Annotated in this window: 25 protein-coding genes; 8 read left to right on the plus strand and 17 right to left on the minus strand. The window is 59.8% G+C overall.

The window, feature by feature from the left end; genetic code table 11:
• Positions 1–176 precede the first annotated feature (176 nt).
• A complete protein-coding gene (locus tag A7V84_RS19575) occupies positions 177–527 on the minus strand; it encodes a zinc ribbon domain-containing protein YjdM (protein ID WP_063492107.1) in 351 nt (116 codons plus the stop codon).
• Positions 528–998: 471 nt separating this feature from the next.
• Between A7V84_RS19575 and A7V84_RS19580 the strand changes: the two genes are divergently transcribed.
• From A7V84_RS19580 to A7V84_RS19590, 4 genes are all read left to right on the plus strand, one after another.
• A complete protein-coding gene (locus A7V84_RS19580; protein ID WP_052125566.1) occupies positions 999–1,250 on the plus strand; it encodes a helix-turn-helix domain-containing protein in 252 nt (83 codons plus the stop codon).
• A gap of 152 nt (positions 1,251–1,402) precedes the next feature.
• Positions 1,403–1,915: a P-loop nucleotide/nucleoside kinase family protein gene (locus A7V84_RS20905; RefSeq protein ID WP_082833006.1), complete on the plus strand. Its 513-nt coding sequence runs from the start codon at positions 1,403–1,405 to the stop codon at positions 1,913–1,915.
• Between the two features lie 674 nt (positions 1,916–2,589).
• On the plus strand, positions 2,590–4,068 hold the full coding sequence (locus tag A7V84_RS19585) for a SulP family inorganic anion transporter (protein WP_082833005.1): 1,479 nt from the start codon (positions 2,590–2,592) through the stop codon (positions 4,066–4,068).
• Between the two features lie 14 nt (positions 4,069–4,082).
• Entirely contained in the window at positions 4,083–4,946 is an 864-nt protein-coding gene (locus A7V84_RS19590) for a universal stress protein (protein WP_082833004.1), read from the plus strand.
• Between the two features lie 60 nt (positions 4,947–5,006).
• Here the strand turns inward: A7V84_RS19590 and A7V84_RS21290 are convergent, their stop codons facing one another.
• Positions 5,007–5,180, minus strand: coding sequence for a hypothetical protein (locus tag A7V84_RS21290; RefSeq protein WP_022960387.1), 174 nt, complete (start codon positions 5,178–5,180; stop codon positions 5,007–5,009).
• A gap of 80 nt (positions 5,181–5,260) precedes the next feature.
• On the opposite strand from A7V84_RS21290, the gene A7V84_RS20915 reads away from it, so the two are divergent.
• On the plus strand, positions 5,261–5,449 hold the full coding sequence (locus A7V84_RS20915; RefSeq protein ID WP_022960386.1) for a hypothetical protein: 189 nt from the start codon (positions 5,261–5,263) through the stop codon (positions 5,447–5,449).
• A 52-nt stretch (positions 5,450–5,501) separates the two neighbouring features.
• On the opposite strand, the gene A7V84_RS20920 is transcribed toward A7V84_RS20915, so the two are convergent.
• From A7V84_RS20920 to A7V84_RS20935, 9 genes are all read right to left on the minus strand, one after another.
• Entirely contained in the window at positions 5,502–5,726 is a 225-nt protein-coding gene (locus tag A7V84_RS20920; RefSeq protein WP_022960385.1) for a type I toxin-antitoxin system ptaRNA1 family toxin, read from the minus strand.
• Between the two features lie 63 nt (positions 5,727–5,789).
• Entirely contained in the window at positions 5,790–6,038 is a 249-nt protein-coding gene (locus A7V84_RS20925; protein ID WP_082833003.1) for a hypothetical protein, read from the minus strand.
• Positions 6,039–6,042: 4 nt separating this feature from the next.
• Positions 6,043–7,467, minus strand: a complete 1,425-nt coding sequence (gene trbL, locus A7V84_RS19595; protein WP_063492601.1) for a P-type conjugative transfer protein TrbL — start codon at positions 7,465–7,467, stop codon at positions 6,043–6,045.
• Between the two features lie 10 nt (positions 7,468–7,477).
• On the minus strand, positions 7,478–7,714 hold the full coding sequence (gene trbK, locus A7V84_RS20930; protein WP_022960382.1) for an entry exclusion lipoprotein TrbK: 237 nt from the start codon (positions 7,712–7,714) through the stop codon (positions 7,478–7,480).
• 12 nt (positions 7,715–7,726) lie between these two features.
• Positions 7,727–8,512, minus strand: coding sequence for a P-type conjugative transfer protein TrbJ (trbJ, locus tag A7V84_RS19600; protein WP_063492106.1), 786 nt, complete (start codon positions 8,510–8,512; stop codon positions 7,727–7,729).
• 105 nt (positions 8,513–8,617) lie between these two features.
• Positions 8,618–8,989 (minus strand): conjugal transfer transcriptional regulator TraJ, encoded by a 372-nt coding sequence (gene traJ, locus A7V84_RS19605; RefSeq protein WP_022960380.1) that lies wholly within the window; start codon positions 8,987–8,989, stop codon positions 8,618–8,620.
• Positions 8,990–9,968: 979 nt separating this feature from the next.
• Entirely contained in the window at positions 9,969–10,853 is an 885-nt protein-coding gene (gene repC / locus A7V84_RS19610; protein ID WP_022960378.1) for a replication protein C, IncQ-type, read from the minus strand.
• Entirely contained in the window at positions 10,840–11,670 is an 831-nt protein-coding gene (locus A7V84_RS19615) for a helicase RepA family protein (RefSeq protein ID WP_063492105.1), read from the minus strand. The genes repC and A7V84_RS19615 overlap by 14 nt, the downstream gene beginning before the upstream one ends.
• 4 nt (positions 11,671–11,674) lie before the next feature.
• The gene (locus tag A7V84_RS20935; RefSeq protein WP_028968554.1) at positions 11,675–11,902 is read right to left on the minus strand and encodes a helix-turn-helix transcriptional regulator; all 228 of its coding nucleotides are present in this window, start codon (positions 11,900–11,902) and stop codon (positions 11,675–11,677) included.
• 77 nt (positions 11,903–11,979) lie between these two features.
• Here A7V84_RS20935 and A7V84_RS20940 point away from each other — a divergent pair, with 77 nt between their 5' ends.
• Positions 11,980–12,957 carry a helix-turn-helix domain-containing protein gene (locus A7V84_RS20940; RefSeq protein WP_082833002.1) on the plus strand — a complete coding sequence of 326 codons (978 nt, stop codon included), beginning with the start codon at positions 11,980–11,982 and terminating at the stop codon, positions 12,955–12,957.
• A gap of 43 nt (positions 12,958–13,000) precedes the next feature.
• Here A7V84_RS20940 and A7V84_RS19620 read toward each other — a convergent pair whose 3' ends face one another.
• From A7V84_RS19620 to guaB, 3 genes are all read right to left on the minus strand, one after another.
• Positions 13,001–14,188 (minus strand): tyrosine-type recombinase/integrase, encoded by a 1,188-nt coding sequence (locus A7V84_RS19620; protein ID WP_063492104.1) that lies wholly within the window; start codon positions 14,186–14,188, stop codon positions 13,001–13,003.
• A 305-nt stretch (positions 14,189–14,493) separates the two neighbouring features.
• Positions 14,494–16,086: a glutamine-hydrolyzing GMP synthase gene (gene guaA / locus A7V84_RS19625; RefSeq protein WP_025517405.1), complete on the minus strand. Its 1,593-nt coding sequence runs from the start codon at positions 16,084–16,086 to the stop codon at positions 14,494–14,496.
• 97 nt (positions 16,087–16,183) lie between these two features.
• A complete protein-coding gene (gene guaB, locus A7V84_RS19630) occupies positions 16,184–17,644 on the minus strand; it encodes an IMP dehydrogenase (protein ID WP_025517406.1) in 1,461 nt (486 codons plus the stop codon).
• A gap of 208 nt (positions 17,645–17,852) precedes the next feature.
• Here guaB and A7V84_RS19635 point away from each other — a divergent pair, with 208 nt between their 5' ends.
• A complete protein-coding gene (locus A7V84_RS19635) occupies positions 17,853–18,386 on the plus strand; it encodes a DUF2239 family protein (protein ID WP_063492103.1) in 534 nt (177 codons plus the stop codon).
• Positions 18,387–18,498: 112 nt separating this feature from the next.
• Positions 18,499–19,353 (plus strand): class I SAM-dependent methyltransferase, encoded by an 855-nt coding sequence (locus tag A7V84_RS19640; protein WP_063492102.1) that lies wholly within the window; start codon positions 18,499–18,501, stop codon positions 19,351–19,353.
• A gap of 16 nt (positions 19,354–19,369) precedes the next feature.
• On the opposite strand, the gene A7V84_RS19645 is transcribed toward A7V84_RS19640, so the two are convergent.
• The 3 genes from A7V84_RS19645 to A7V84_RS19655 form a co-directional block, all read right to left on the minus strand.
• A complete protein-coding gene (locus A7V84_RS19645; protein ID WP_033534006.1) occupies positions 19,370–19,939 on the minus strand; it encodes a DUF1415 domain-containing protein in 570 nt (189 codons plus the stop codon).
• A 69-nt stretch (positions 19,940–20,008) separates the two neighbouring features.
• Positions 20,009–21,481 carry a M20 family metallopeptidase gene (locus A7V84_RS19650; protein WP_025517412.1) on the minus strand — a complete coding sequence of 491 codons (1,473 nt, stop codon included), beginning with the start codon at positions 21,479–21,481 and terminating at the stop codon, positions 20,009–20,011.
• 125 nt (positions 21,482–21,606) lie between these two features.
• Positions 21,607–22,969 (minus strand): amidase (locus A7V84_RS19655; protein WP_235815957.1); only part of this gene is annotated, 1,363 nt, incomplete at its 5' end.

The raw sequence follows: 22,969 nt of genomic DNA on the forward strand, positions 1-22,969 counted from the left end.
AAGCAGAAACCTGTCTGGCCTCGTCGTGCCAGGGCAGAAACGAACGTAAGCGGGGTGCCGGCATTGTCCAATGCCGGCACCCCGCTTACGTCCGGCCGACTCTACTTTAGTCAAGCCATCCCATCCCATCACGCTCACAATAGACGTTCAGCGACACCCCCTGCGAGCCGCGAGGCTTACTCCGACACCTTCCTCACAAACTCCGTTTTCAGACTCATCGCGCCGAAACCGTCGATTTTGCAATCGATATCGTGGTCCCTGTCGACCAGCCGGATATTCTTCACCTTGGTACCCACCTTGACCACCCCGGCCGACCCCTTGAGCTTCAGGTCCTTGATGACCGTCACGGTATCGCCGTCCTGCAGCACATTGCCCGCCGCATCACGATAGACCTTCTCATCGTCACCCGCGGCAGCACCCGCCTCCGAGGCCGACCACTCATGGGCGCACTCCGGACAGACGAGCATGGCTTGGTCTTCATACACGAAGGTGGAATTGCATTTCGGGCAAGGCGGCAAAGTAGTCATTGATCTCGCGTGCGGTAAAACATTCAAAGTCAGGACAGCCAAGTATAGCCCCCGGGGGTTTATTGCTGCCTTGCCGCCTGGGGCGGTGCACTACACGGCGTGCCAGCACGATAGTTTGTCGCCGCTAATCCCCAGGAAAAACGAATGCTATCGTGAGCCGCTATGAACACGACTGAACTGGCGAACCGGGGCTCCATACCGCATCCTGCCTATATACCAAATACTGTGATGCCGTTGAGATGCGCGTCGACCGTTCCGTCGCTGGCTCTCGAAACTGTGTAGACGAGTGACCTTGCATCAAGAATGCGTAAAACACGGTGAGCTGGCTGGAGCACACCCAAACCTGGACAAGATGACAAAGCTGCCAAACCAAGCAAGCGGTATTGCGAAATGCATAACCCAAAGCGCAGCGATGAGGCCCGTCGCGCCTATCAACGCGACCGAAGATTCATGGCAGGGTATGAGAGTTTGATGGAGGCCATCTGGTCGCAAGGCATCAATAGCGGCTCTTTGCCCACTTGGGATATCGAGGCACACGCTTACGTCCGGCGCGAGGCCTACCGGCTTCTCCAAGAAATCCAATCGCCCAAAGCAGCTGCCAGCACTATTGACGATCTCCTCGCCCAAGGGTTGAGTCAAGCAGCCATCGCCCGTGAGCTCTGCGTCTCACGTCAGGCTGTTTCGGCTGCTATCAAACGTCACAAGCACAGGGAAACCCTCTGAATCGATCACGAACGATACTTGCAAGGTAACTAATCAGAAAACCGAGCTTACCGTCCCTGGTCCACTCATGTGATGGCAGCTTTCGATCCAAAGCTATTTATCACTTTCTCCTGTGGTAGCGTTGTATTTCACGCTTACCAAGGGGTTCTTCAATGCTGATAATCTTTGGCGGTCTACCGGGCTCTGGGAAAAGCACCATTGCGCAGCTTTTAGTGCAAAGGCGACCCGCTGCTTATTTGCGCGTCGATGCAATTGAACACGCTATCCTCCAGTCGGGAGGCCAAAAAAGCGTTGGCCCGACAGGGTATATGGTGGCCTATGAACTCGCCACATCGAACTTGGAGCTAGGTGTGCCGGTGATCGCCGATAGCGTGAATCCACTGAAAATAACCCGACGCACTTGGCGCGAAGTGGCAATCAAAACGGCTTCACCATTTATCGAAGTTGAAGTTGTGTGTTCGGACCGGGTAGAGCATAAGCGGCGAGTGGTGAGCCGGAAGTCCGATATCCCTGGATTCAAGCTACCGACATGGGATAGCGTTGTCTCGCGAGACTATGAGCCGTGGCAATCGATGCGTCTGAAAATAGACACAGCACTAACCAGCGCGGATGCAGCCGCAGAACTGATTTTGAAGCAATGGAGCGTAGCTCCCGCAAACTGCTAAATGTCTGCTTCTGGCCGATAGCCGCCCAGCGTAACTCCTTGCAACATCAAGGTAGATGGTAATCCCCCCTGACACCAGGTTTGATGCCATGAAAAACTCATGCTTGGCACTGCCTGAAGATGCGAGACAGTACCACACCAAAAAATAAAAAAGCCCGCAATTACGCGGGCTTAACGGCTTTTTATGCCGTGTCGTGCCTGGCCATGCCAGACGCGGGATCACTCCCACTCTATTATCAATAGTCATAAAATTTTCATATAAATCAATAGATTAAGAAATATAACTAATTAGATACCATGAAATATACCATGCCCATCACCTTACCTGGGACGCGCCGCTCAGGCGGCGTTCGACCTCTCCTTTCGATTGCTCACTGAGTCGGGCTTTCTTGGTGTGATGCAAGATGATACAATCTCGGGTTAATCGAAGTATCGTAACCTGACGCCATAGCGTCAGCCATTATTGGAGTCCTTGCCAGTGTAACTACCAGTCTCGCAGCGAGCCCGCTTTTTCAGATATCAATCTTCGCTCGCACGAGGCTGAACGTACGACTGGCTGCGCCTTGCAGGCCCCCATCGTCTGGGGCCGTTCTCTTTTTCGGGGCCGGGAAAAGGAGCATTCGCGCCTTCGGTTCGTTCCAGCCTGCGGTGAGCCCACACCCCGGAACAGAACTAATGATGAAATCTTTACGCCAGGACTGGCTATCCAATGTCCGGCACGACCTACTAGCGGGCATCGTTGTCGCGCTGGCCCTGATTCCCGAAGCGATTGCCTTCTCAATCATTGCAGGCGTTGACCCCAAAGTCGGCCTGTATGCCTCTTTCTGTATTGCCACCGTGATCGCCTTCGCAGGCGGGCGGCCCGGCATGATCTCGGCCGCCACCGGCGCGATGGCGCTGCTGATGGTCATGCTGGTCAAGGAGCACGGCTTGCAATACCTGCTGGCCGCCACGGTGCTGACTGGCGTGCTTCAGATCATTGCCGGCTGGCTCAAGCTCGGCGCGCTGATGCGCTTCGTTTCCCGGTCGGTCATCACCGGCTTCGTCAACGCGCTGGCCATCCTGATCTTCATGGCGCAATTGCCCGAGCTGACCAACGTCACTTGGCACGTCTATGCCATGACGGCGGCTGGCCTTGGGATCATCTACCTTTTCCCTTACGCCACCAAAGCGGTGCCTTCGCCTTTGGTTGCCATCGTAGTGCTGACGATTGTTGCCATTGTCCTGGGCATCGACATTCGGACTGTCGGCGATATGGGCCAGTTGCCCGATAGCCTGCCGATCTTCCTGCTGCCCGATGTGCCGCTGAACCTGGAAACCCTCGGGATCATCTTCCCTGTGTCGGCGACCCTTGCGGTCGTCGGCCTGCTCGAATCCATGATGACGGCTTCCATCGTCGATGACCTGACCGACTCCAACAGCAACAAGAACCGCGAGTGCGTGGGCCAAGGTGTGGCCAACATCGCCTCCGGCTTCCTGGGCGGCATGGCGGGTTGCGCCATGATCGGCCAGTCGGTTATCAACGTGAAGTCCGGTGGTCGAGGACGACTCTCCACGCTGGCCGCCGGCGTGTTTCTGTTGCTGATGGTCGTGTTCATCGGCGACTGGGTTTCCCGCATCCCAATGGCTGCATTGGTTGCGGTGATGATCATGGTCTCCATCGGCACCTTTAACTGGGCTTCAATCCGCGACCTGCGCAAGAACCCCAAAAGCTCCAGCGTCGTCATGCTGGCAACCGTGGCCGTGACCGTTAGCACGCATGACCTGGCGCAAGGCGTGCTGGTCGGCGTGTTGCTGTCGGGCTTCTTTTTCGCCCACAAAGTGGGCCAGATTCTCCGCGTAACTTCGCGCGCCGAGGACGAGGGGCGCACCCGCACTTACACCGTGACAGGGCAGGTGTTCTTCGCTTCGGCAGAACGCTTTGTCAACGCCTTCGATTACAAGGAAGTCATCGAGAAGGTGCGCATTGATGTGAGCCGCGCCCACTTTTGGGACATCACCGCCGTCAGCGCCTTGGACAAAGTGGTCATCAAGTTCCGGCGCGAGGCCGCCGAGGTGGAGGTCATCGGACTGAACGAGGCCAGCACCACGATGGTGGACAAGTTCGCCGTGCATGACAAAGACGGTGCCGACGACATTTTGATGGGCCATTGAAAGGGGACACAATCATGAAAAACGAAAACAAAGTCTTGGCCTGCGTGGATCAATCCCGCTTTGCCTACTACGTGGCCGACTACGCCGCATGGGCGGCTCGACGCATGGACGCACCGCTGGAGTTCCTGCACATCATCGACCCCCATCCCGAGCAGGGATCGGGCGAAGACCTTAGCGGAGCCATCGGCGTCAACGCGCAAGAGGAACTGCTGGTCAAGTTGTCGGAAGAGGACGAGGCCCGTGCCAGAAATGCCCGCGAACAAGGTCGCATCTTCCTGAACCAACTGCGTGAGCGTGCCATCGCCGCCAGCGCTACATTTGTGGATGTTCGCCAGCGTCACGGCGAACTGGAAGAAACCTTGGTCGAGCAGGCCGAAGGCGTGCGCCTGTTGGTGCTAGGTCGCCGTGGAGAGTCCGCAGACACAACGCAACGGGATCTAGGGCGCAACGTGGAACGTGTCGTGCGGGCCTTGAACAGACCGATCCTGACTGTCACCGACGATTTTCACGAGCCGCAGCGCGTGATGATCGCCTTCGACGGTGGCATCGTCACCCGGCGCGGGGTGGAAATGGTCGCCGGCAGTCCGTTGTTTCGTGGCCTGCCGATCACGCTGCTGATGGCAGGCAAGGAACGCCAGGACGCACCCAAGCAGCTTGATTGGGCAAAAACCACCTTGGAGGCCGCAGGCTATGAAGTCACGGCCCTACTGACTCCTGGTGACGCGGAAACCGTGATTGCGACGGCAGTGAAGGAACAGGCCATCGACATGCTCATCATGGGCGCGTTCGGCCACTCACCGCTACGCAGCCTGTTGTTTGGGAGCAAGACCGCTGACCTGCTCCGCTCTTCGACCATTCCCACACTCTTGTTGCGGTAACAGCGCCGGGCGGCGGCCATCGTCGGAACCGGCGATGGCCGACCGGGGTCGCTGAGCTGGTCATGAAGAATCACGCACGCCTGACCTTTCGCGTTGGTGTCGGGCTATGGCCTCCACCACGGTTTCGCCCTCGCGTAGCCCGTACAACTCGCCGGAATTGGTAGTGGAGATGAACGCGGGCAGATCGGAACTTGGGCCATCATCGTCCAGGAAGGCAGGTTCATTGGTGTTCATTGACTTAACTCCGGAAGCAATATTACTGTTATATGAGACAACAAATAATAGTCGCTAAGGGTTTCAAGAGAGGTACAAGCATGAACAAGAAAGAAACCGAGGAGGCGATTGCAGATAGCCGTACCGTCACGGTTGGCCCGGTGCGCTACACGATGGCCGAGTTGCTGGCCGGCGCGGAAGCCTCCGGGGCTTACCCGCTACCGCCCGAGGAACGGGAATGGGTCGATGCTCCACCAGTAGGCCGAGAATGGCCCAATGATGAGAGGTAGAAAGGCGGCCACTGGCCGCCTTTCTACATTTGCGCATTTACTCAAAACGTCATTAGCCACATGCTTGACGCAGGGCTTTTATAGCCTCCTGAAAATCTGCCCTGGTCGCCCGGCCCGTTTCGGCCTGGTAGTACACCACCATAAAAGCATTAGCGACGGCTTCGGCCAATGGCCCAAGGCTCCGCGCTTCCGCTTGGTTGATGTACTCCAAAGAAGAAAGAATAGCCGCTGCTTGATGCACTGCTTGCCCTGGTTCGATAATATGTTGTGTTGTCATGATTCACCTCTCCAGTAGGTGTTGATTGAAAGTGCCGGGCTGGTTGTGGCCAGCCCGGTGCGCCTACAGGTACAGCCCCGCCGCCTCCGCGAATGCTGACCGTTCATTCCTACCGCCATTAACCTCAATACTTACCGGCTTAGTTTCGATCTCTCGCATGAGGGCTGGCCGTGATACAAAAGCGGCTGTTTCCGCCTCTGCATCGACCGCGGTCGATTGGTCGCCCAGCGGCGAAACAAATACCTGGCTGACTTCTTCCCTTGGCGCTTCATCCAGGGCCGCCAATGCGGCCATGTATGTTGATGTTGTCATCGTGCTACCTCCTGACTTCGTTACTATCTGGGCCAGAGTCGCCACCCAAGCTATTACCCTCGAACTGGCCAGATTGGCCGGCTTCTTTCGGCTCCATGCTTTCGCGTATCGAAGCAGCCAGCTTTCCGCTTGTGGTTTCGCTCACTCGCTCTTGGAATCCCTGCTTCAATTGAGAGCCGACACCCTTGGCCAACTCGGAGGCCGTGCCTGTGGCCAGCTTCGCGGCCCTGGCAAAGCCGCCACCGCGTGAGCTACTGCCGCTATCACCAAAGCCAGCCGCTTGCGCAAATGGCGTGTCGCCGGTGCCGGCTTCATCGCCACCGCTTCCACCACTGCTAACCACTGACCCCATGCTGGACATGTCACCGCCGGCTTCCATACTCGCCGATGCTTTCTGAAAAGCCGCCTGGAGTGCACTTGCTCCTCCGGCAGCACCGGCAGCGGCACCCATAACGGCTTTACCTGCCAGGGCAGCGCCGCCAGTTGCCATACTGGCCGCCGTCACCGCTGCCCCAACTGCGGCACCCGCACCGAAGTTTCCAATTCCACCGGCTGCGCCTATACCACCACCAGACACAAGACCAGAAATCATCGGCGGAATTTTGTTGACCAGGAAAAGCAAGATGACCGATATAACCAACATCACGGCCAGTTCCTGGGATGCCAGGTTCTCGCTGATCTGCGTGTAGTAGTGATTGATGAACTCTTTGCCGATCGCAACCAGCAGCACCATTGCCATAAGCTGCGCGGCCAGGCCCAGCACGGTCTTGTAGTAATTGATCGCCATGTCGGAAGTCCAACGACTTCCACCAAAGCCAAGGAAGAACACACCGGCATACAACAGAATCCAGGCCGATGCGAGCAACAGCAACAGGTTGACCGCAATCAACGCCAGGACAAACAAAACAGCCAGGGCCATTAGCTCCATAACCAGAGCAGTTGCCATCTGCCGCCATCCCAGCTCCGAGGTCGCCTGTACCGTGCGGTTGTATAACTCGAAACCAAGATCAAGGATGCTGGAAGGCCCAAGATTGCTATTGGAAAGCCCCCCCGCCTGCGCGCCCAGGGTTTGCAATGACTGAACAATCGTACCGGCGATATTCATGCCCTGGTTCGCATTCGTCAGCAGCCACCAGAAAAAGCCGGTGAAGATCGTGAAGCGAACGAACTCTGCGAAGAACTCGCCAATGTCGGCCTTGCGCAAAGCCATCATGCCGAATGTCCAGACCATCGAAATCACAACCAACGTCCAGAACAAACGCGATGCAGCGGACTCAATAGCCGGCCCCCACGTTGCAGCAGCATCATGAAAACGCTTGAGCACATCATTCATAACACCGCTGCTACTAAGCTCCTGCGCCATTGCAGGCTCAGCCAGCACCACTGTGGTGACCATCATCAAGCCGCCTAAAGCAATTTTCTTTCTCATGGCGACCACCTCAATAATCATCTTTAGGGCTGGGCTTGAACTCCCACTGACGCATCTGCTTGGACTTCTGGAATGCCCTGCATTCCTCGGTGAAAGCCGCTCGGTTCGCTTCGCTGCGCATTTCATTCAGTGCTGCCTGGAACGCATCAGGGGCACAAGTCGCCGCGTTTGGTTCGGGCATCCTTTCCTTTTCACATCCAGCCAACAACAGCACCGCAGCCGCAGTAGTAAATAAGATTTTTTTCATCTCACCGCCTCCCTAGTAGTTGTCTGCCGGACTCGGGCGAAACGTCCAGGTACGCATTTGCTCGGCCCTGGCATCGCCTCGCGCCTCAGCATCGAGTTCTGCTGCAATCCGGGCTGCTTCTGCATTGTGTTGGGCGGTCAACATGGTGCGAATCTGCAAGAGCTGATTGGCCTGCTGGCTGGCGAGCTGGTTGGCGTAGCCGATGGCCTGTAGCTGGCCAGTCGCACCCTGGGCTGCGCCTTGCAGCCGCTCCAGGGTACGGGCGTCATCCTTCAAAGCCTTTTGCTGGTCGGCCACGGTCTGAAACAGGGCATCGTTAGCCTTCTTTTGCGACTCTGACGCCAGGCGGCGGTTTTCAGCCATTGCAGCCCGCTCTGCATCCGTGCATCCACCGCTGCCGTTGAAGCATGGCGAGCTGCGGTAATAGGCCACGTCCTGAAACTTGGCCAGGTAACGATCCAGGCTGCCTAGCTGGTTCTCGTAATAGGCCAGCGTGTTTTGCGCGGCAATCAGCCGGTTGATCGTGGTCTGCGCCTGATCCCAGATATACGCGGCTGGGGCCATCGTGTTCTGGAGCTGATTTTCGTACTGCTGCAACTGGGTCTGATACTGCTCGATCTGCTTGAGCGTCTGCGCTACAGACTCGATAGCAGTCATGATGTTCTGGGTCAGGTTGCCGCCGTCAATGACGGGGATACCGGCCTGAACCGGTGGTATAGACACAGTGATGATACTGGCTGCCAGTGCGACGGATCGCAATGTCCAGCGGTTGAAAATCCGATTTTTTGAAGTTTGCATGGCTTGGCCTCCAATTACTAATGAATGCCTTATGGTGCCTAGCAATGCATCTTGATTCAGCCTAATAATTGGCCGAATAGGTTGACAAGAATTTAGCCGCTAAAGTCATGGTTCGGCTCTCGGCCGTACCACGGCTTTCATGACGCGCCCCATTTCGTCCTGGGTGGCCTCAATCCGGCCCAGCAGCGCCAAGATGGTCGCCTCGCCAAATTTCGCCGTCCGCACGTCATCGGTCAGCCAGAGTTTCAGCAGGCCGCCAAGTCGGCCAAGGTCGCCATTGATCCGGGCCAGCTCGCGCACGCGCTCGTAGTCGGTGATGCCCTTGACCTCATAGCCCTGGCCAACGGCCAGCAGAAACGCAGACAGGCTCAAGCCTGCCGCTGCCGCGTTTTTTTCAATAAGCGCCCGCTCTTCGGGCAAGCAATACACCTTGATCGGCGTGCTGCCCTTGCGCGTGACGCGATTGCTTTCATCCATCGTTCAACCTCGCTTTCGTCTCTGCCGGCGGTAGCCGACCAGCCCCGCAGGGCAGGATTCCCGTTGAGTGCCCACGGCGCGAATAAGGGACAGTGAAGAAGGACGACCCGCTTGCGGGTGGGCCTACTTCACCCATCCTGCCCGCATCCCAGCCACTATTGCAAATCTAGTGGATATCGAATGCGAGGCGTTTTATCGTCAAACAAATACCGATTCTTAGCAACATGCTCATAATCGCCAAAGAATCGGCATGTAATCGGCGTGGTCGCTTAATAATCGCTGTTAAATCGGCCTTAAATCGAAGTCCAGAATAGCTAGAAATCGAAAAACCCCGTTCGCCCCAACGGGGCGAGTTGGACGCCAAGAAGGAAGGCATAGCCCGCCCCTCAAGTGTCAATGAACACAAGAAATTCGCCTCCCCTCCCGTCATACCACTAAGGCGACGTATTGATACTTGAGGGGCAACCTTTTCGGATGTTGACACCTTCACGCAGGTTACTAGCGACGCGCATCCAGCACGCATGGTTCATTCCTGCTTGGTAATAATAAGAATAATAATCTTCTTATTATTCTTACCGAACGGATGGGCATCGCTTAGCCATTTCAATTTTTGAGATAAGGTTCGGTACAGATAACCCATAAGCACGCACAGCGGCCCTCCAGCGTTGTTAGACGCCGTTTCGGCTTCAGCGCATAGGTAAGACACCCCGCTTGCCTTCGTCTCTCACAAGGCGTTTTAGAAGCCACTGAATACATATTCTCTTCTTGGCGTTAAACCATCGGCCTATGGCCGATTGAGAAAGCCCGCCAGGGCTTTAGTGGCAAGGTCAGAACGCGCCCTCAAGGCGCGAGCTGCACCGCGCATGATGGATTATCTTTAGATAATCTTAGATCGATTTCTCAAACTCCCCGCAAAGCCTTGCCCCACCTGGGTTTTCCAGATCGGGACGGGTGGCGTTACGACGGTGAAAGGGTGACGTTACGACGGTAGGCGGGTGGTGTTACGACGGTGAACAGGTGCTGTTGCCGTGTGGCCAGGCCTCTTGATTTCCCATTTTCCCTTGGCGTACTCGTTTACTATCCAGCCCACGGCGGCAAGCTCGGCCAGTGCCTTGCGAGCGGTCTGGCGGCGTGTTTTAAGTGTGTTGGGGTTGGTGACTTCATCTGGCCATACATAGCCGCAAAGCGTGCCCAGCTCCACGCGCCCGGATTTGCCAGGGTCGATCCAGCCGCATAGCCGTTGGTGCATCAACCGTGCCGGGTCAGTCTGTAGCACCCGCACTTCCGCCATGTCGATACGGGCATATGGACGATGCCCCAGGATCGCTTCGGCAATGCGCGGATTCAGGGCAACCCATAGCCTACCGTCCGCTTCGTCAAAGGCGTGGCTCATCAGATGGAACGCGGCTTGCCGCCGGCCCTTCGTCACAAGAATGGTGACGTTCGACATGCGTAGCAGGCTAGCTTTGAGCGCCTTGATGTTGTCGCCGCTGTCCGTCATGCCCGTTTCTGAAAGCAGCTTAGTCAGACTCTCACGGACAACCAAGCCGTCTTGCTCAATGGCTTCGAAACGGGGCTCAAGGAATAGCCGTAGCTGCCGCCCGGTCTCACTGGTCGGTTCCGGGGTCAGCAAGATGCCGTTCGGCCCGCCAAGGGCCACGATGCCTTGCAGAAGGCGCATGTCATCGGCCCCAAGAGGTTCGAAACCAACGAAGCGCATGGATTCGTCTTCACCAAAGGTGTAGGTCACGTCCAGCTTGCCCCGTTTGCGCTCGCCACGCTTGAGGCTGCGAAATAGGCCAGGTGCCAAACAGTGCGCGGGATCATGTCGAACGTGGGTCAGGTCATGCTTAGGCTTCTTCACGCGGCCTCCTTTTCACCTTGCACTGCCGCTCCAGTACAGCAGGCTTCAACACGCCGCCGTCGTGCCGTCTAAACCAGAGTTGTTCTTGAAAAGGTGCGCCATAGTTGGCCTTGCTGACGCCAAAGCGAACAAAATACCCACGCTGACAATCATCGACCCCCAGTATCTCGGCCTCGCCTTGCGTCATGCCGGATAGGTACGATTGCCAACGGATGTTATCGACCAGAACGGATGATCCTCGGCTGGCCTGCTGTTGGTCGCCAGCACCTACCATAGCCGCACCTTTGCTCGCGTGATGCAGAAAAACGATAGAGCAACCTGTATCGGCAGCTATGGCCTCCATGCGCCCAATTACCTGCGCCATAGGCCCGCTCGCGTTCTCCTCCTCAATGTGGAAGCGTCGTAGCGTATCCAGAATCATCAAACGGCGGCCTTCAGCGGCTCGATTGAGAGCATCGAACCAGCTAGAAGCCATGATGTTGGGGCATTTACCGATCAAGGGTTCAATGAGCAAACCATCAGCCACGGCTTGCCGTTCTGCGCTGCTGAGATGCGACCCAAGGGCGTGCAGACGATGGTGAATAGCAGTCGGTGGATCTTCAGCAGGTAGATACACCACCTGGCCCTTGGAAACCTCGCCTATTTCAAGCAAATCAGGCCCGCCGGCAATCTGCACGGCCAATTGCAGGGCCAGCATGGATTTACCAGCCCCACCAGGCGATACAAGAGCACCAACAGTACCCGCAACCATATTAGGCAGGACGTAATCAACGGGCGGCGGCAATTCTGTGAAAGCCGCCATCAGGTCAAGAGCCATATAGCTAGCCCTCTACAGGGCCAGGTCGAGCCGCCTGAGCACCAGACGACTTACGAGCCTCAATCCAACTCTCTACCTCTGACAAATCCCAGGCAACATTCCTACTGGTGAGCGCGATACGGCGTGGAAATTCTCCTCGTTGCTCCAGGTTGTAAATCGTTCTTGAAGATAGTGGGATCATCTCCAAGAGTTTCTTCCTGTTGATGAGCACCATGTTTTCTGTTGTTTGCATAGCTTGGCATCCAGTTGCTAACGAATGCCTTATGGTGCCTAGCAATACAGCTTGATTCAGCCAAATAATTGGCTAAAATGGTTGACATGAAGAATGAGCCAAAAATCGTCATATGGGAAAATTGCGACCCATGCACCTCAGAAGCTCTTAAACAGTTTGAGGAGCGATGGCAGCCGTACTCCGTATCCTCGCGGCGCTACCCCATCATTCGATTGATCGAAGAAGTGATCGACCCCGCCGTGACGGCCTACATGGCAGCTCTTCCTGCGAGCTATAGCGGCTATATCCCTGGCGCCGGTACAGGCGTAGCTTTCAGCGCAATCATCCGACTGGTGGGATTCGAGGCGATGGTTCGTGTGCAGCGTCAGTTGCTGCGCCAATTCATCAAGACAGAGGATAAGCAAACCCCAAGAGACCAGCGCTTTGTCGCCACCCTAGAATCTTTAGTCGGACTGGTTTGGGACTGTGCATGCAAACGTCCGAAAAAGTCAGCGCCGACAAGTGGAGTCAACCTGAATAGCCAACGAAAGCATGGTTTTTGCGATTTCTGTGGAAACTTGACCGAGTTTGCATCCTTCATGGCGACGGTAGCTGACGAACAGATCAATGATGCTGAGCTGGAAGACCATCGAAAGCTTGAACTCAGCCACCAGTTTTGCGCTGAGCACCGTCCGAAGCTAGCAAATGGCGAATGGAATCCGGCATATCGCCAAGCCAAAAGATCTCATATGCACTTCAACCTCGAACTTGCCAGGCTTAACCGCCAATGCGCAAGACGATCTACGCCACAGGCGGCATCCGGCGACCCGTTGGTGGATAGCTATTTCTACCACTACATGTTGGCGCAGACCGTCCAGCCAGCCGACAAAGCAGAACTACGCAATCAGGCCCGCTTAATGGCGGATTCAAAACTATCGGATCGTAAAAAACAGATGCTGGTACTCCAGCACTCTGGATTCAATCAGTCGGAGATTGCTCGAAGGCTTGGCATCGGACGCCAAGCCGTGTCCAAGGCATTGGCACTAATTCCTAACGCATTCCACTTGAAGAAGTAGAACTCCAAGGAAAATTTTAGCGGCTAAAAAATCAGTGGGCATTCTACGCAGTCCACTCGTCAATCATGTCCGCCCAATCCTGCAACATCTCCGCGCGTTGCTCACGGTACTCTGCCTTGTTGTACACGGCCCTCACGCCCTTCTGTTCATGCGCCAGGCACTTCTCGATCCAGTCAGTGTTGTAGCCGGCCTCATGCAGCAGTGTGCTGGCTGTGCGCCGCAAATCATGCGGCCCGAACTTAGCAAGCGTCTTCCCGTCTTTCTGCGCCGCTTTGTATGTCAGCGTCAGTACCTGGTTGAGTGTGGCACTGCTCATGGGCGCGTCCGAGTCGTACCGTGATGGCAGTACAAAATCGGAACCGCCGGCAAAGGTTTTCAGGGCAATGAAAATATCCAGCGCCTGCCGCGACAGGAATACCAGGTGCGGGTTACGACGCTTCATCCTTTCCTTCGGAATCGTCCAAAGCGCTTCGCTAAAGTTGATCTCGCTCCAGGTCGCGTTGGTTAGTTCGCTCTTGCGCACCATCGTCAGCAATAACAGCTTGGCCGCCGCACGGTTTGTTGGGCTTGTGCCCACTCGCTCCATGTACTGGTACATCAGCCCGATTTCTTCTGGCGTCAACGCTCGGTCACGTGGCTCGAATCGAGCGATGCTTGTTGGGCGCACCAGTTCTGCCGGGTTTTCGACCTTCTGCCCACGCTCGATGGCCCAGCGAAATACCTGCAACACGATTTCACGCACATGAACGGCGGTGGCCGGTGCGCCTCGCTCAACAATGGCATCAGTCAGCGCCCGCAAGTCTTCGTGGGTGATCTCCACCAGCTTCTGATTGCTGAATTTCGGCTTCAGCTCACGCTCATAAACCGAGCGGCGCATATCGCGGGTGGAGTCGGCCATCTGGTAGCCACGCAGCCACTTCTCCGCCCAGGCACCGAACGTCTCTGCATCTTTGACCCGCGCCTTGTCTCGGGCTTTCTCCTTGGCCGGCGACTTGCCCGCCGCAACCATCTTCTTGGCGTCACCCAACAGCTCGCGGGCTTCGGCCAGGGCGATGCCACCGACACCATAACGCCCAAAGGTGATGGTCTCCTGCCGACCGTTGATTGAGTAGTTGTAACGGAACGAGATGGAGCCGGCTGGAGTCACTGCCACATAGAGACCTTCCCGGTCATTCACTTTGTAGAGTTTGTCCCTGGGCTTGAGATTGCGCAGCTTGGTATCGGTCAGCATGTACCTTGTCCTTCTTCGTCTCCGATACCATGCTGAAAAAACCTCGAATTTATCGTATTTTTTCTTTATTAAACAGTGACTTATAGAATATTGATACCATTAACACACAAAAGAACGCAGCATGGTATCGGCATCAATCATGGCATCGCCAAACCATAATACCAGCTTTAATGCCATGCTCAAACGGTGCTTGGCGCTTCCCCCCGTTGCCAGATCGTGCCAGACACAAACACAAAAAAGCCCGCAATTACGCGGGCTTAGCGGCTTTTCATGCCTTCAGATGCCTGACCGTGCCAGACGCGGGATCATTCCCACTCGATCGTCGCCGGCGGTTTGCTGGACACGTCGTAGACCACACGGTTGATGCCGCGGACTTCGTTGATGATGCGGGACGAGACGCGGGCCAGCAGGGGGTGCGGCAGGGGCGCCCAGTCGGCGGTCATGAAGTCGAAGGTCTGGACGGCGCGCAGCGCGACGACGTATTCGTAGGTGCGGCCGTCGCCCATGACGCCGACGGACTTGACGGGCAGGAAGACCACGAAGGCTTGCGAGGTCAGTTCGTACCAGGTCAGGTCGCTGGCGGGGTCCTTGGTGTTGCGCAGTTCTTCGATGAAGATGGCGTCCGCCTGACGCAGGAGGTCGGCGTATTCCTGTTTGACTTCGCCCAGGATGCGCACGCCCAGGCCCGGGCCGGGGAACGGGTGGCGGTAGACCATCTGCGGCGGCAGGCCGAGGGCTACGCCGAGTTCGCGGACTTCGTCCTTGAAGAGTTCGCGCAGCGGTTCGAGCAGTTGCAGGTTGAGCGTGTCGGGCAGGCCGCCGACGTTGTGGTGCGATTTGATCGCCACGGCCTTGCCGGTCTTGGCGCTCGCCGATTCGATGACGTCAGGGTAGATGGTGCCCTGGGCAAGCCATTTGGCGCCCTTGAGTTTGCCGGCTTCGAGCTGGAAGACCTCGACGAATTCGCGGCCGATGATCTTGCGCTTGGCTTCGGGATCGGAGACACCGGCCAGCTTGCCCATGAATTGGCCGCTGGCGTCGACGTGAATGATCTTCACGCCCATGTTCTCGGCGAAGGTCTGCATGACCTGCTGGCCTTCGTTCAGGCGCAGCAGCCCGTGGTCCACGAAGACGCAGGTGAGCTGGTCGCCGATGGCGCGGTGAATCAGCGCCGCGGCCACGGACGAGTCCACGCCGCCGGACAGGCCGAGGATGACCTCGTCGCTGCCGACCTGTTCGCGGATGCGCTCAACGGCTTCGGCGATGTAGTCGGGCATGTTCCAGTCACCGGTGCCGCCGCAGATCTCGCGCACGAAGCGCGAGATGAGCGCCTTGCCCTGCACGGTGTGGGTGACTTCGGGGTGGAACTGCACGGCATAGAAGCGGCGCGTTTCGTCGGCCATGCCGGCGATCGGGCAGGACGGCGTGGAGGCCATGACCGTGAAGCCGGGCGGCACTTCGGTGACTTTGTCACCGTGGCTCATCCAGACCTTGAGCATGTCCTGGCCGGCGTCGTTCTGGAAGTCGGACAGGCCGGCGAGCAGCTGGGTGTCACCCTGGGCGGCGACTTCGGCGTAGCCGAACTCGCGATGGTCGCTGAAGCTGACCTTGCCGCCCAGCTGCAACGCCATGGCCTGCATGCCGTAGCAGATCCCCAGCACGGGCACGCCGGCCTCGAAGACGGCGGCGGGCACGCGCATGGAGTCGGCATCGTAGGCCGAGGCATGGCTGCCCGACAGGATGATGCCCATCAGGCCCTGGCCGGCCTGCTCGCGCACGAAGTCGTCGCTGACGTCGCCGGGATGGATTTCGGAATAGACGCCAGCCTCGCGAACGCGACGGGCGATGAGCTGGGTGACTTGCGAACCGTAGTCAAGAATGAGGATGCGCTGATGCATGGTGACTCTGCCGGTTGGAAATAAAAGCGCACCGGCCAGAACGGTTGAGCTCTGCCGGTGCGCGGTGCATTACGAATATTGACCTGATCGAAGCAGATCAGTCGGCGCGGTAATTCGGCGCCTCCTTGGTGATCTGCACATCGTGGACGTGCGACTCGCGTACGCCCGCTGCGGTGATCTCGACGAACTGCGGCTTGGTGCGCATTTCTTCGATGGTGGCGCAACCGCAATAGCCCATGGAGGCGCGGATGCCGCCGACCAGCTGATAGATGATGGCCAGCACGCTGCCCTTGTAGGGCACGCGGCCTTCGATGCCTTCCGGCACCAGCTTGTCGGCGTTGTTGGACGGATCCTGGAAGTAGCGGTCTGCCGAACCGTCGGCCATGGCGCCCAGGCTGCCCATGCCGCGATACGACTTGTACGAACGCCCCTGGAACAGCACGACTTCGCCCGGCGACTCTTCGGTGCCGGCGAACATGCCGCCCATCATGCAGGCCGAGGCGCCTGCGGCAATGGCCTTGGCCACGTCGCCCGAATAGCGGATGCCGCCGTCGGCGATGAGGGTCACGCCAGTGCCTTCGAGGGCCTTGGCGACGTCGGAAATGGCAGTGATCTGCGGCACGCCCACACCGGCCACGATGCGGGTGGTGCAGATGGACCCGGGGCCGATGCCCACTTTGACGCCATCGGCGCCGGCTTCGACCAGCGCGCGGGCGGCTTCGGCGGTGGCGATGTTGCCGCCGATGACTTCCACCTTGGGATAGTGCTGCTTGACCCAGCGCACGCGCTCGATCACGCCGGCGGAGTGGCCGTGCGCGGTGTCGACGATGATGACGTCAACGCCGGCGGCGACCAGTTTCTCGACGCGCTCTTCGGTGCCGGCGCCCACGCCGACGGCCGCGCCCACGCGCAACTGGCCCTGGGCGTCCTTGCAGGCGTTGGGGTGCTCGGTGTTCTTGACGATGTCCTTGACGGTGGCCAGGCCACGCAGCTCAAAGGCGTCGTTGACGATCAGCACGCGCTCCAGGCGGTGCTTGTGCATCAGGGCCTGGGCTTCGTCAAGCGTGGCGCCTTCGTGCATGGTCACCAGGCGTTCGCGCGGCGTCATGATTTCGCTCAGCGGCTGGTCCAGGCGGTCTTCGAAACGCAGGTCACGGTTGGTGACGATGCCGACCAGCTGGCGACCCTGCACCACGGGCAGGCCCGAGATGCCGTGCTGGCGCTGCAGCGCGATCGCGTCACGCACCTTCATGTCGGCGGTGACGGTGATGGGATCGATGACGATGCCGAATTCATGGCGCTTGACGCGGGCAACTTCACGGGCCTGTTCGTCGGCGCTCAGGTTTTTGTGAATGATGCCGATGCCGCCTTCCTGGGCCATGGCGATCGCCAGGCGCGACTCCGTCACGGTGTCCATGGCGGCGGAAACCAGCGGAATATTCAGGGTGATGTTACGGGTCAGGCGGGTGGCAAGCGATGTGTCGCGCGGCAACACATTAGAGAAAGCTGGCACCAACAACACGTCGTCGAAGGTGAGGGCTTTTTGAACGAGACGCATGAGGAAACTCCGGGCGCAAAGCAAGATTATACGCCGATCAGCCCGGCTGACTAGGGATAGCCCCTATAACCCTTGCCCCGATATGTCCGTGCCCGAGGGCCGACAATCAGACTTTCAGAAAGCTGTCGCGTACCCGCCACATTTTACCCGGGTAATTTGACAAGACACGGGGGCTTGCGGCACATTTCAATTTTACCCGGATTTAATTATGAGTACGCACTTCACCGCCTTTCTCGACAAGCAGCGCATCGCGCATGGCTCGCCCGCCGAGGTCGCCCTGGCCTTGCATGGACGCCCGGCCGGCCAGGTGCTGGTGTTCGATGATGCCACCGGCCGCCAGACCGAGCTGGAACCGCAGCACAGCCCGGCCAGCGAGGCGCCGGCCAGCCCTGCCCCGTCGGTCGACGCCGTGCGCAGCCGCGGGCGCCCCCGGTTGGGCGTGGTGGCGCGCGAGGTGACGCTGTTGCCGCGCCACTGGGAGTGGCTGGCCAACCAGCCCGGCGGGGCATCGGTCACGTTGCGCAAACTGGTCGAACATGCCAGCAAGCATCCCGACACCATGACCCGCCAGCGCCAGGATGCCGCCTATTATTTTTTGTCAGCCATCGCCGGCGATCTGCCGCAATACGAGGCGGCGCTGCGGGCGCTGTACGCCAACGACCGCGATGCCCTGAACACCTGCATGGCAGGCTGGCCGGCCGATATCGTCACCTATGCGCTGGCCCGCCTTGAGGGGCGCTGAGACGGCCCTTCCCGTCGGTGCATGGCGGGGTCGGCGGCGATGACGCGACGGTTTTCTCGTTAAACTGCCGCTTTGGCCCGGGCCGTCTGCGCCCGCCCCCGCCTGTTCCACGATGTCCAAAACCTACGAAATCCGCCCCGACCAGTCGGTCGAACTGCTTAAAGCCCTGCACATCCTGACCCGCGACGGCAAGATGAATCAGGATAGCCGGCGCAAACTCAAACAGGTGTATCACCTGTTCCAGTTCATCGAACCGCTGCTGGCCGAGGTCAAGGCCAGGCGCGGCCGCGTGACCCTGGCCGACCATGGCGCCGGCAAGTCGTACCTGGGCTTCATTCTTTACGACCTGTTCTTCAAGCAACAGGCCGACGACTCGCATATCTACGGCATCGAGACGCGCGAGGCGCTGGTGCAAAGCTCGTGCGACCTGGCGCAGCGCGCCGGCTTCGGCGGCATGAGCTTTCTGAATCTGTCTGTGGCCGAGTCGATCGTCTCGCCGCTGCTGCCGGAAACCATCGATGTGGTGACCGCGCTGCACGCCTGCGACACCGCCACCGATGACGCCATCCGCTTTGCGCTGACCAAGCGCGCCAGTCATATCGTGCTGGTGCCTTGTTGCCAGGCCGAGGTGGCCGCCGCCCTGCGCCAGCACAAGGCGGCGTCGCTGGGCGACCCGATGGCCGAGCTGTGGCGCCATCCGCTGCACACGCGCGAGTTCGGCAGCCAGCTCACCAATGTGTTGCGCTGCCTGCAACTGGAAGCGCATGGCTATCAGGTCAGCGTGACCGAGCTGGTCGGCTGGGAACATTCGATGAAAAACGAGCTCATCATCGCCCAGCACAAGCCGGGGCGTCCCCGCCGCAAGGCGGCAGAGCGGCTGCAGGAGATCCTGGAACGCGTCGGCCTGCCTCAATTGCGCGAGCGCTTTGCCGCGCCCGAAGACCTACGCGAGATGGCCGACCGCTGAGGCGGCCAGCGGCCTCTCAGTGGTCGCGCGGCTCGCCGCGCATCAGCCTCGCCCAGCCCTCATGGCCCAGGGCGCGCAGCGTCTCGATATTCTTCTCGTAGATCTCCGAGGCATCGGGAAAGGCCTCGACCGCCCGGTCGATGCTGTCTTCGCGCAGCAGATGCAGGATGGGATACGGCGAACGGTTGGTGTAGTTCTCGATATCGTCGGGCTCGGTCTCGGCGAACTGGAACAAGGGGTGGAAGGTCGCCACCTGCAGCTCTCCCACCAGCCGCATGCGCTTGAGCAGGCGCTCGGAGATCTCTTCAAAATCATTGAAGTCGTAGAAGTCCGGCAGCGCCTCGGGCAGGATCAGCAACGTGGTGTCGATCACTTCGGGATCGGCCTGCGACAGCAGCAGTAGTTCTTCTTCGAGATCCTGCAGCACGCCTTCGGCGTCTTCGGCATCGCTCACGGCGTAACGCACCTGGTCCTTGACCTGGACCGCCTTGGCGAAAGGACAGAGGTTCAGGCCGATGACCGCGCGGTCAACCCAGGCGCGCACCTCGTCGGCGACCTCGCCGGCAGCGGGAGTATTCAAAATCATGGGATATCCGTGGTGATGGGCCGGCTGGCTGCCGGCCCGTGGCGGGGGCCCCTGCCCCCGTTGCGGCTGTCAGGCCTGCGGCATGGCGGCCATGGTCTGGGCCACGGCTGCGGTCAGTTTCTTGCCATAGGGCACATGCAGGAATTCATTGGGCCCGTGGGCATTGGACTTGGGGCCCAGCACGCCGCAGACCATGAACTGCGCCTTGGGAAAGCCCTTTTGCAGCAGGCTCATGAGCGGGATGGTGCCGCCCTGGCCGATGTAGCCGCAGGGCGAGCCATAGTAGGCCTGCGAGGCCTCATCCAGCGCCTTGGACAGCCAGGCCGAGGTGCTCGGTGCGTTCCAGCCCGTGGCCGCGCCTTCGTTGGCATGGAAGATGACCTTGGCGTTGTAGGGCGAATCGGCTTCCAGCAGGGCTTTGATTTCCTGCGAGGCAGCGACCGCATCCACCAGCGGCGGCAGGCGCAACGACAGCTTGAAGGCGGTGCGCGGACGCAGCACGTTGCCCGCGCTGCTGAGCGGCGGCAGGCCCTCGGCGCCGGTGACCGACAGGGTCGGGCGCCAGGTGCGGTTGAGCAGGGCCTGTTCGGGTTCGGTGGTCATGGGCAGCACGAACCCGCCCTCGGCCCCGCAGCTCCAGGGAAAGCGCCGCCAGACTTCGTCGCCCAGGATCTGCGCCGTCGCCTTGACCTGCTCGATGCGATCGGCCGGGATTTCGCAATGCAGGCTTTGCGGCAGCAGGCGACCGGTGGCGCTGTCTTCGAGACGGTCGAGCAGATGGCGCAGGATGCGAAAGCTCGACGGCACCACGCCGCTGGAGTCTCCCGAGTGCACGCCCTCGTCCAGAACCTGGACTTCCAGGGTGCCGGCCACCATGCCGCGCAACGAGGTGGTCATCCAGAGCTGGTCATAGTTGCCGGCCCCCGAGTCCAGGCACACCACCAGGGACACGTTGCCCAGACGCTCGCGCAGCGCATCGATGTAAGGCAGCAGGTCATAGCTGCCGGATTCTTCACAGGTTTCGACGATGCCCACGCAACGCGGGCGCGGCACGCCCTGCTTGTCCAGCGCCATGATGGCGGTCAGCGAGGCGTAGATGGCGTAGCCATCGTCGGCGCCGCCCCGGCCATAGAGCTTGCCGTCTTCGTACTTGGGCGTCCACGGGCCGAGGTCGGAGCGCCAGCCCGAGAACTCCGGTTGCTTGTCCAGGTGGCCATAGAGAAGCACGGTATCACCGTTGTCCTGGCGCGTGGCCGGTACATCGAAGAAGATCACCGGCGTGCGGCCCGGCAGGCGCACCACTTCGAGCGTCAGGCCACGCACCTTCTGGGCCTCGACCCATTGCGCGGCATCGCGCACCACGCGTTCGATGAAGGCGTTCTTTTCCCAGTCGGCATCGAAGGCCGGGCTTTTGGCCGGGATGGCGATGTAGTCGGTCAGTGCTGGAATGATCTCGCGGTCCCACTTGTCATCGACGAAAGCCTGCAGGGCTTGCGGATCGAGCGTGGGTGGCAGTGCGTCGTCGGGTACACGGGCGTTCATGGCGGTTCTCCGGTTGGGAGCGGGGTAAGGCAAAACGATATTCTATGCCTCAAATGCCGCGCCCTCGACCCTCCGGCCCGGAGGCCCGGCCGGCCTTTGGCGGCACGACCGGGTCCGCAAGAAGGCTAGACCGCCGATACGCGGGCCGCCGAAGCGCTTGCTGCCGGCGCGCCGGCGGGGGTTTCCACGATCGAGGTCAAGGGTGGCTCGGCCGCAAGCAGGGCCCGCAGATCCGGTACGGGGCGCCTCAGTTCCTCCATGCCGGCGAAGGCCTCTTCCATCGCCTGCGCGGCCGCCAGCAGCTGCCGGTCGCCCCGGAAGCGCCCCACGATCTGCAGGCCGAAAGGCATGCCATGGGTATCCCGCCCGCAAGGCAGCGTCAGGGCCGGATGGGTAGTGAGCGTGATCACGTAGGTCAGCGCGAGCCAGCGGTAGTAGTTCTCCTGGCGCTTGCCATCGACCGTGACGGCATAGAGCTGTGTCCAGGGGAAAGGCGACACCGGCGTGGTGGGCGACAGGATCAGATCGTAATCGTCGTAGACCCGCTGAAAGCGCCGGATCAGGCGGGTCTGTTCGGCCTGGGCCCAGGCGCAATCCTGCAGGCTCATGGCCGCGCCCATCTCATAGTTGGCGCGCGTGTTGGGGCCGAGGCTGGCGGGGTCTTTCTCGTAGGCGTCGCGCATGCCTGCCACGAAGGCCTCGGCACGCAACACGTCAAAGCAGCGATGCGCCTGGCCGAAGTCGATCTCGACCGGGTCGCAGGCGGCGAACAGGTGCTTCATGGCCGCGATCCTGGCGCGGAAGGTCTGGCGGATCTCCGGGTCGACGTCACACACGCCGAAGTCCTCGCTGTAGGCCACGCGAAGGCTGCCCAGGTCGACGTTGTCTGGCGTCAGAAAACCCAGCGGGTCCAGCGGGTAGCTCAGCGGGTCGCCGGCATCCGGGCCGGCGCTGGCGGCCAGTTGCAGGCAGGCATCGGCAACCGTGCGCCCCATCGGGCCCACCACCGAGATCGGCGTCCAGCCCAGCAACTTGCGCACGCTGGGCACCACGCCCGGCGAGGGCCGCAAGCCCACCACCCCGCACTTGGCCGCCGGAATGCGCAGCGACCCGCCGGTATCGGAGCCCGTGCACACGGGCAGCAGGTCAGCCGCCAGCGCGGCTGCCGAGCCGCCGGACGAGCCGCCGGCGTTGAGGTTGGGATTGAAGGGATTGCCGGTCGCGCCCCATACGGTATTGCGCGAGTTCGCGCCCGCGCCCATCTCGGGCACGTTGGTCTTGGCGGTCACGATGGCGCCGGCGCGGCGCAGGCGTGCCACCAGCTCGACATCCTCCGTCGGGACATGGTCGCGATACAGCTGCGAGCCATACGTGGTCAGCAGGCCGGCGGTTGGCTCGAGGTCTTTCACCCCCAGCGGCAGGCCGTGCAACAAACCCAGCGGCTCGCCCGCCATCACGGCCTGCTCGGCCGCGCGCGCCTGCAGGCGC

It is taken from the genome of Bordetella trematum (genome assembly GCF_900078335.1).
GTDB lineage: Bacteria > Pseudomonadota > Gammaproteobacteria > Burkholderiales > Burkholderiaceae_B > Bordetella > Bordetella trematum.